Here is an 8,280-nt window from a genome sequence, read left to right on the forward strand (position 1 = left end):
TCCTGTGGTTGTTGTTCCTACTCCACCTATCATTCCGAAACCCACTGTTACTCCTGAACCATTACCTCCACAAATTCCTCCTGTTGTTCCTGCTCCTGTGGTTGTTGTTCCTACTCCACCTATCATTCCGAAACCCACTGTTACTCCTGAACCATTACCTCCACAAATTCCTCCTGTTGTTCCTGCTCCTGTGGTTGTTGTTCCTACTCCACCTATCATTGCGAAACCTACGGTCATTCCTGTTCCACCTGTCGTTCCGAAGCCCGCTGTTACTCCTGTTCCACCTGCCGCTCCGACAAACCTGCAACTTGAGCCTGTTTCAAAAGCGGCGATAAAACTCTCCTGGAGTGATAACTCAAATGACGAAGCGGGATTTAAAATAGAGCGGGCATTACTATCAAAAGAATATGTTGAAATAAAAATCCTTCCTCCAAATACCACTTCCTTCACAGATGAAAGGTTGACAAAAGATACCTTTTATTCCTATCGGATAAGGGCATACAATAAAGTGGGTAACTCAGAATATTCAAACCCAGCGGGGATAAGAACACTGGATATTGTTCCTTCAGCACCAACTAAACTAACCGGGGCATCAAATATAAGCACAGCGATAAGCCTTTCCTGGCAAGATAACTCAAATAATGAGGCAGGATTTAAGATTGAAAGAAGGGTAGAAACTGAGCCAGGTTATACAACAATCGCCATTTTGGAACAAAATACAACCTCATATCAAGATTCTGGACTGACACCTAATCTTACTTATTACTATCGAGTTCGCGCCTATAATCGGTCCGGTCATTCTGAATACTCAAATTTATTATCTGTAAAGACATTACCGGTCAGGCCATTTGTCCCAACAAACCTTAAAATTAGTTCTATATCTTCAAATCAAATAAATTTATCCTGGCAGGATAATTCAGATAATGAAACAGGATTTGAATTAGAGCGAAAAGTAGAAGAAGGAAACTATGAAAAAATAACCAACATTCCAGCAAATACAACGAGTTATGAGGATAAAAAATTAGAGCCAAATACCACTTATTATTATCGAATAATGTCTTATAATCAAGCCGGCAAATCAAGTTATTCAAATGAACAGAAGGCAACAACAAAGGATATTCCTCCCTATTCACCATCAGGATTACTGGCAAAACCTATTTCCACAACTCAAATAGACCTTTGCTGGGAGGATAATTCAAAAAATGAACAAGGATTTAAACTGGAGCGATGCAGAAAAGAACAGTCCTGGACACAAATTGCAATATTACCAGCGGATACGACTGCCTATCAGGATAAAGATTTACAACAGAATACCAGTTACTTTTATCGTCTTCGGGCTTATAATGGACTGGGAGATTCTGACTATTCCAATGAAGTAGAATGTTTGACATTAGACATTCTGCCAATCTCACCAACGAATCTTCACCTTCTAACTATATCACCTGATAAAGTAAAATTGATGTGGCAGGATAACTCAGACAATGAATCAGGCTTCAAAATAGAAAGAAGACAAAAAGATGGGGTGTATGCACAAATAGATACAGTTTCAAAAAATACAACTGAATATCAGGATAAAGGGCTTCTACCTGATATTGATTATTCATATCGGCTACGAGCATATAACCAGACAGGCAATTCTGAATACTCGAATGAGGCTATGGTGAAAATAATCCAAACTATTCCTTCCTCGCCACTGCATTTTGAGGCAAAGGCTATCTCTGAAAGTAAGATACAACTTACCTGGGAGGATAATTCAGATAATGAATCTGGATTTAAAATAGAGCGTAAAGCCTCTGATAAAAAAGAATTTGTCCAGATAGCGATTGTCCCTGCAAATATGACTTCTTATACTGATTCAAACCTTAAGCCAGATACAATTTATTACTATTATCTTCGTGCCTTTAATCAAGCAGGGGATTCTGATTACTCAAATATAGCCAGAGCCCAAACACATCCGACACCATCTCAACCTACATCTAAAATTCAATCAAGCCGGATAAGTCCCTATATCGGTGTGGAATCCCCTGATATTTCCTGGACTTATGCCATTAAAAGCAAAATTTACCGTTCTAATCCAATAATCGACACTCAGGGAAGAATTTATGTTGGGGCAGAAGATTCATATCTTTATTGTTTTTCACCTCAAGGAAAATTAATATGGAAATATCTGGTTAATGGCAAGATAAATACCTCTGTTGCCATTGGGGAAGATGGTGTCATCTATGTTGTCTCTCCAGATAAAAATCTATACGCTCTTACACCAAATGGAAGTTTAAAATGGAAATATCCGGTTAAATTTCCAGTTGAATCTTCACCTGTAATCGCTCCTAATCTGGCGATTTTTACCTTTACTTCCAATGGAAAAATATATTCTATCCATCCAGATGGAAGAATCAGATGGACAAGTGAAGTTAGTGAGGTAACTACTACCCAAACACCTATAATTGATGATAATGGTAATATTTTCATCGGTGCTGAGGGAATAAATGGCGGGTTATTTTGTCTTGATTCAAAAGGTAATATTAAATGGCAATACAATAAAGCTGGCAGTGCATTTACCTCACCTACTCTTGACTCAAATGGAAATATCTATATTGGGTTGATTAATGGTCTTTATTCTTTTACACCGCAAGGCACAGTTCGATGGAAGATTGAAAAAATAGCAACGAAATTTTCACCAGTGATAAGTGTTGATAATGTCCTTTATTGTTATGATTCACAAAAAGGTAATCTTATTGCTCTGAAAGAATCTGGACAAATTCTATGGGAATATCCTCTTGCGGCAACGGATATTTCGCCGATTATTGATTCTGCGGGAAATATTTACCCTATCTCACAGGATAATTTATCCTGTCTTTTATCTAACGGAAGGTTAAAATGGAATTATACCCTTGATTCTAAAATTAGCACTTCTCCAGCTATTGGACAGGATGGCACTATTTATGTTGGAGGGGATAGAGAATTTTATGCCATCGGGGCTGGTGATAAAAAACCATCCATTGCCCCGGGTAGTTTAACCACAAAGGTGCTTTCTTCGTCTCAAATAGACCTGGGCTGGATTGATAACTCAAAAGATGAATCAGGCTTTATTGTTGAAAGGGCAACGACAGATGGAATTTACACCCAATTAGCCACCTTACCACCTAACACAATAAATTATCAAGACACCAATCTTCCGCCGATGACAACCTATTATTATCGGATAAAGGCATTTAACCAATATGGTGATTCAGATTATTGTTCTTATGTTTATGCCACAACCTATGAATTACCTCCTTCTTTACCAACTGCGGTTTCTATTTTACCTTTAAAAACAGGTAGTAAATTACAATTAACCTGGCAAAATCCACCGGAAAAAACATTCTCACATCTTCAAATCTACCGCTCGATTGTCAAAGATAACCCAGGAAACCTTATTGCCGATGATATAAAAAAAAATACCTATCTTGATACAGGCCTGGTGAATAATTTACCATACTATTACAGATTTGTTGTCTGTGATATTTATGGTAATAAATCTATCCCTTCGATTCCATATATAGGGATAGCGGATGATATTGTTTTACCAGAGATAATAGATTATACTCCAGTAGGGGAAAATATTTCTCCAGAGACAGTTATTATACTTACCTTTAATGAAAAAATGGATAATGAATCTGTAATAGGGGCATTTTCCATTAGCCCGCCTACCACTGGCACTTTTACCTGGGAGGCAAATAAACTTATTTTTAGACCAGTGTCTGATTTATACGGCAATACAAAATATACAATCAGTGTTTCAAAACAAGCTTGCGATATTTCAGGGAATAATCTGCAAAAACCAGTCAAATGGCAATTTACGACATTTAACCCAGCACCAATAATCTGGTCTTATTCGCCGGTGGATTTATCTCCCACGATATTTGAAGGAGAGGCAATAACCTTTGAGGTATATGCCTCAGATTCTAATGATAATGTATTAAGATACAGTTGGAAATTAGATGGTGTTGAAAAATCGAAGACTAATTCCTGGACATATACACCATCTGCAACTGAAGCCGGGGTTAAAAGACTTATTTTAAGTATAACCGACGGAACATCAATGACACTCCAGAATTGGACAATAACGGTGCTCGATAGAAATATACCACCAAAATTATCTCTACCAAAACAAGAGATAATTATAAATACCAATGAATTATTGCAGTTTAATATTTCAGCTGAGGATGAAGATGGTGATTTGTTAAGATATACCACATCATCTTTACCTGAAGGAGCATATTTTTCTGAAATGACTAAAATCTTCAGCTGGCGTCCCACCAATGCCCAGAATGGAATCTACCGGATAATCTTCAAAGTAAATGATGGTAAAGGTGGCGAAGACGAAAAAGAAATCAAAATCTATGTTAATCGCCCACCAATAATAGAATAAATAATGGTAACCGTTCACCGCACAGACACAGAGACGCAGAGAAAAAATTAAAATCTATTCACCAGAGACAGAAATTTCGGTGGTGTCTTAATCTAGCATAAAGGTTAAAATAGTGTATAGGGTTCTGCAAAATAGGATTTGAGGGAGACAACAAATAAATATCAAATATCAAATATCAAATATCAAATATTAAATATCAAATATAAATATCAAAATGCAAAATTACAAATCAAATTTCAAAGAGGAAGTAGCAAGGTTTCTCAAAGAGTTGGAGGAATTTGGTAATATCTTTGCTTCAAGTATTTTAACGCTGAAAGGAAAGAGATAATTTTACATTTTGATATGTAATTTTTATATTTGCTTTTTGCATTTTGCTCTTTGGAGGAAATCCCTTTTGGACACCAAATCTGCATAGATTTCACTATTAGAGTTATTTTCAGACACCACCGAAATTTCGGGACGGTTCACTTTTATTTGGAATCTTGCGGTTAGAAAATGAAGTTAAACTTTCTGTGAACGCTTACAAGTAACATTTGAAAGAAATCATAGGAAAAACGATAAAAGGAACCGTCCCCCCAAAAAAAAAGATATTTTCCTCTCTGTTTCTCTGCGTCTCTGCGGTAAAGAATTACCTGAATGCTTACAAAACCAAAAAGAGGAATGAAAAATGATGTTCAAAACTATATTTTCCAAAAACATTATTCTGACAATAATCATTTTTTTTATCCTTTTGGGTTTGTCCATTTACCAATTTGGTTTGAGCCTTTCTTTGCAACAATTCATTAATGGTATTCAAAAAGGGAGTATGTATGCCCTCATTGCCCTGGGATATACTATGGTTTATGGAATTATCAAGTTGATTAACTTTGCCCACGGCGATATTTTTATGGTTGGTGTATATCTGGCGTGTTTCTCTGGGAATTTTTTATTTAATCAAAATATCCCCTATTCATTTTTTATAGCGATGATTGTGGCAATGGTGGGTTGTATGTTATTGGGTATTTTTATCCAGAAGATTGCATATCAACCACTTCGAGATAAACCAAGATTAACCATGCTCATTACGGCTATTGGTGTTTCTTTATTTTTAGAGAATTTTTTGGCACTTGCCCCACAGTCTGTTCCTTCGCCATTAAAATTTATTGTCTTTGGTCCTCAATTTCGGAAGTTCCCACCACTGATTGAAGAAAAAACCATCCAGATATGTGGTATTATCTTCAATAATATCAAACTTATTGACCTGTGGATTGCCATTCTTATGATGATTATTTTGCAATATATTGTCAAATACACAATGATTGGCAAGGCAATGCGTGCCACCGCATTCAACAAGGATGTTGCTCAACTTATGGGCATAAATATCAACTATGTCATTATGGTCACATTTGCTTTAGGTTCAGGATTAGCCGGGATAGCCGGGATACTTTATGGTTTGACTTATGGTGTTCTTCAATCTCCATATCTTGGTTTGTGGCCTGGTATTGCCGCCTTTGTAGCCGCAGTCGTCGGAGGAATAGGTAATATCCCGGGGGCAATGTTAGGTGGATTTCTGATGGGAATTGTCGAGACTATGGCTCTATCTATCAATTCTAATTTAGGCTATGTGGCTACTTTCTTCCTGCTTGTTCTGGTGCTTCTTTTTAAACCAACAGGATTATTAGGAAAACCATTTGTGCAAAAGATATAGCTTTCAGGCAAGGGGAAAGGAAGTTTCACGCCAAGCACGCAAAGAACGCAAAGGGAAATAAGGGGAAAAATTACCTTTGCGCCTTTGCGTGAAAAAACTATTTTCAGGAAAATGTAGTTTTGTAAATCAATCAATTACAATAAGTTACGAACATTTTCAGGAGAAGTATGGGACGCAGATAAACGCAGATTTTCAGGATTTTTAAATATACATCCTGATAATCTGCGAAAATCTGCGTCCCATAACCTATTTTCAGGAGAAAAATGAAAAAATATAATTATAACTACCTTTACTTAATTCTAATATTTGCCAGTATGACCGTCTGGATACTTGGAGATAAAGGAATAATTACCACCTATTATATTCAGATATTCATCCTTATTTGTATTAATATCATCCTCACGACTTCCCTGAATTTGATTAATGGTTTTTGTGGTCAACTTTCCATTGGCCACGCTGGTTTTATGGCTATTGGGGCTTATTCAGCCTCTTTATTTACTACCATTATTCCCAAAGCATATCTTTACTCCTTTTCCAACCTCAATCCAATATCTCAATGGGCAATATTTTTACTATCTTTAGTCATCGCCGGGTTTATGGCTGGCTTAGTCGCATATTTTATTGGTTTACCGCTTTTAAGACTTCGGGGTGATTACTTAGCCATTGGCACATTAGCCTTTGGTGAAGTAATTCGTGGTGTAGCCAAACTAAGTGATGAAATAGGCACATTCTTCAACGATATTGGACTTAAAAATTTAGGTGAACTAATTATTGGGATAAATGGTCCAAGGGGTTTAGGTGGTATCCCTCATTTAACCAATATCTTCTGGGTAGTTAGTTTGACTATTATCATCATATTTATCATTGACCGATTAGTTCATTCAAGTTATGGTCGGGCATGGGTGAGTATTCGAGAAGATGAAATATCAGCAGAAATGATGGGGATTAATACCGCCAGATATAAACTATTAGCCTTTAGTTTAGCGGGTTTTTTTGCCGGGATAGGTGGTGGACTTTATGCCCATATCTTAATGTTTATTCATCCAGATAACTTTTGCTTCATCAAATCTGTTGAATATTTAGTCTATCTTTATCTTGGTGGAATGAGTAGTATTCTTGGGTCGGTTATTAGTGCGGCAGGGATTACATTTCTGCTTGAATTTATGAGAATTATTGGATTTCAAGAGTGGCGACTGGTGATATACCCACTTATTCTTATTATCCTGATGCTCACAAAACCAGAAGGATTCTTTAAAAAAGACCTATAAAAGGTGGGAAAAAATGCTATTAAGGATAAATCAGTTACATAAATCATTTGGTGGACTGATGGCGGTAAAGGATTTTAATCTTGAGGTTAAACAAGGGGAGATACTTTCAATCATTGGTCCCAATGGCGCAGGGAAAACCACTATTTTTAATCTTATCAGTGGCTTTTATACCCCGGATAACGGTGAGATTATCTTTGAAAATCAAAACATCTGTGGTCTTGCACCTTTTATTATTGCGGCAAAAGGGATTTCAAGAACATTTCAGAATATTAGATTATTTGAAGGATTAACGGTGATGGATAATATTCGAATTGCCTTTCACTTTCAGCGAAATTACAAGTTGCATGATACAGTTATTCATAACAAAAAATATCGAGAACAAGAAAAACATATCGCAGAATTTAGTCTTTATCTTCTTAAGGTTTTTCAAATGGAGGATAGAAAAGGTGAACTGGCTGGCAATCTTCCTTATGGTCAACAACGACAGTTAGAGATTATTCGGGCATTAGCCACCGGGGCAAGACTTCTGCTTTTAGATGAACCAACCGCAGGTATGAATCATTCTGAACAAGAAGAGGCAATAAAACTTATTCGACGCATACGCGATGAATTTCATCTTACTATCCTTTTGATTGAACATCAAATGAATGTGGTGATGAACATTTCAGAACGAATTGTGGTGATGAATTTTGGCGAGATTATTGCCATGGGTAGTCCATATGAAATTCAACACAACTCAAAGGTAATTGAGGCATATTTAGGAGAAACGCCCATGAGTCTGCGACTTACAAAGTCTTATGGTGAAATGTCAAGTAAAAAATTAAGTTTTTTTAAAAATATTTTTCTTGACTTATATCCCTAAAAAGGCACAAAAATAGTATGTTCGGATACAAGTGAATTTTTTAAATATCCAA

At 36.4% G+C, this 8,280-nt stretch carries 5 protein-coding genes; 4 read left to right on the top strand and 1 reads right to left on the bottom strand.

Annotated features, from left to right (window positions below; all coding sequences use genetic code 11):
- The coding region (locus AB1422_11080; protein ID MEW6619858.1) for a hypothetical protein at positions 1–237 on the bottom strand (237 nt) is incomplete at its 3' end.
- Between AB1422_11080 and AB1422_11085 the strand changes: the two genes are divergently transcribed.
- The 4 genes from AB1422_11085 (at position 191) to AB1422_11100 (ending at position 8,228) form a co-directional block, all read left to right on the top strand.
- A complete protein-coding gene (locus AB1422_11085) occupies positions 191–4,411 on the top strand; it encodes a fibronectin type III domain-containing protein (GenBank protein ID MEW6619859.1) in 4,221 nt (1,406 codons plus the stop codon). The genes AB1422_11080 and AB1422_11085 overlap by 47 nt on opposite strands.
- A 757-nt stretch (positions 4,412–5,168) precedes the next feature.
- Entirely contained in the window at positions 5,169–6,098 is a 930-nt protein-coding gene (locus tag AB1422_11090; protein ID MEW6619860.1) for a branched-chain amino acid ABC transporter permease, read from the top strand.
- 263 nt (positions 6,099–6,361) lie between these two features.
- Positions 6,362–7,366 (top strand): branched-chain amino acid ABC transporter permease, encoded by a 1,005-nt coding sequence (locus tag AB1422_11095; GenBank protein ID MEW6619861.1) that lies wholly within the window; start codon positions 6,362–6,364, stop codon positions 7,364–7,366.
- A gap of 13 nt (positions 7,367–7,379) precedes the next feature.
- The gene (locus AB1422_11100; protein ID MEW6619862.1) at positions 7,380–8,228 is read left to right on the top strand and encodes an ABC transporter ATP-binding protein; all 849 of its coding nucleotides are present in this window, start codon (positions 7,380–7,382) and stop codon (positions 8,226–8,228) included.
- The last annotated feature ends 52 nt before the right edge of the window (positions 8,229–8,280 follow it).

The sequence above is a fragment of the bacterium genome (assembly GCA_040757115.1).
Taxonomy (GTDB): Bacteria; UBA9089; CG2-30-40-21; order CG2-30-40-21; family SBAY01; genus JBFLXS01.

Excerpts from the sequence above, each read along its gene's own strand:
- AB1422_11095 (MEW6619861.1), top strand. The coding sequence starts at position 6,362 with ATGAAAAAATATAATTATAACTACCTTTACTTAATTCTAATATTTGCC.
- AB1422_11100 (MEW6619862.1), top strand. The coding sequence starts at position 7,380 with ATGCTATTAAGGATAAATCAGTTACATAAATCATTTGGTGGACTGATG.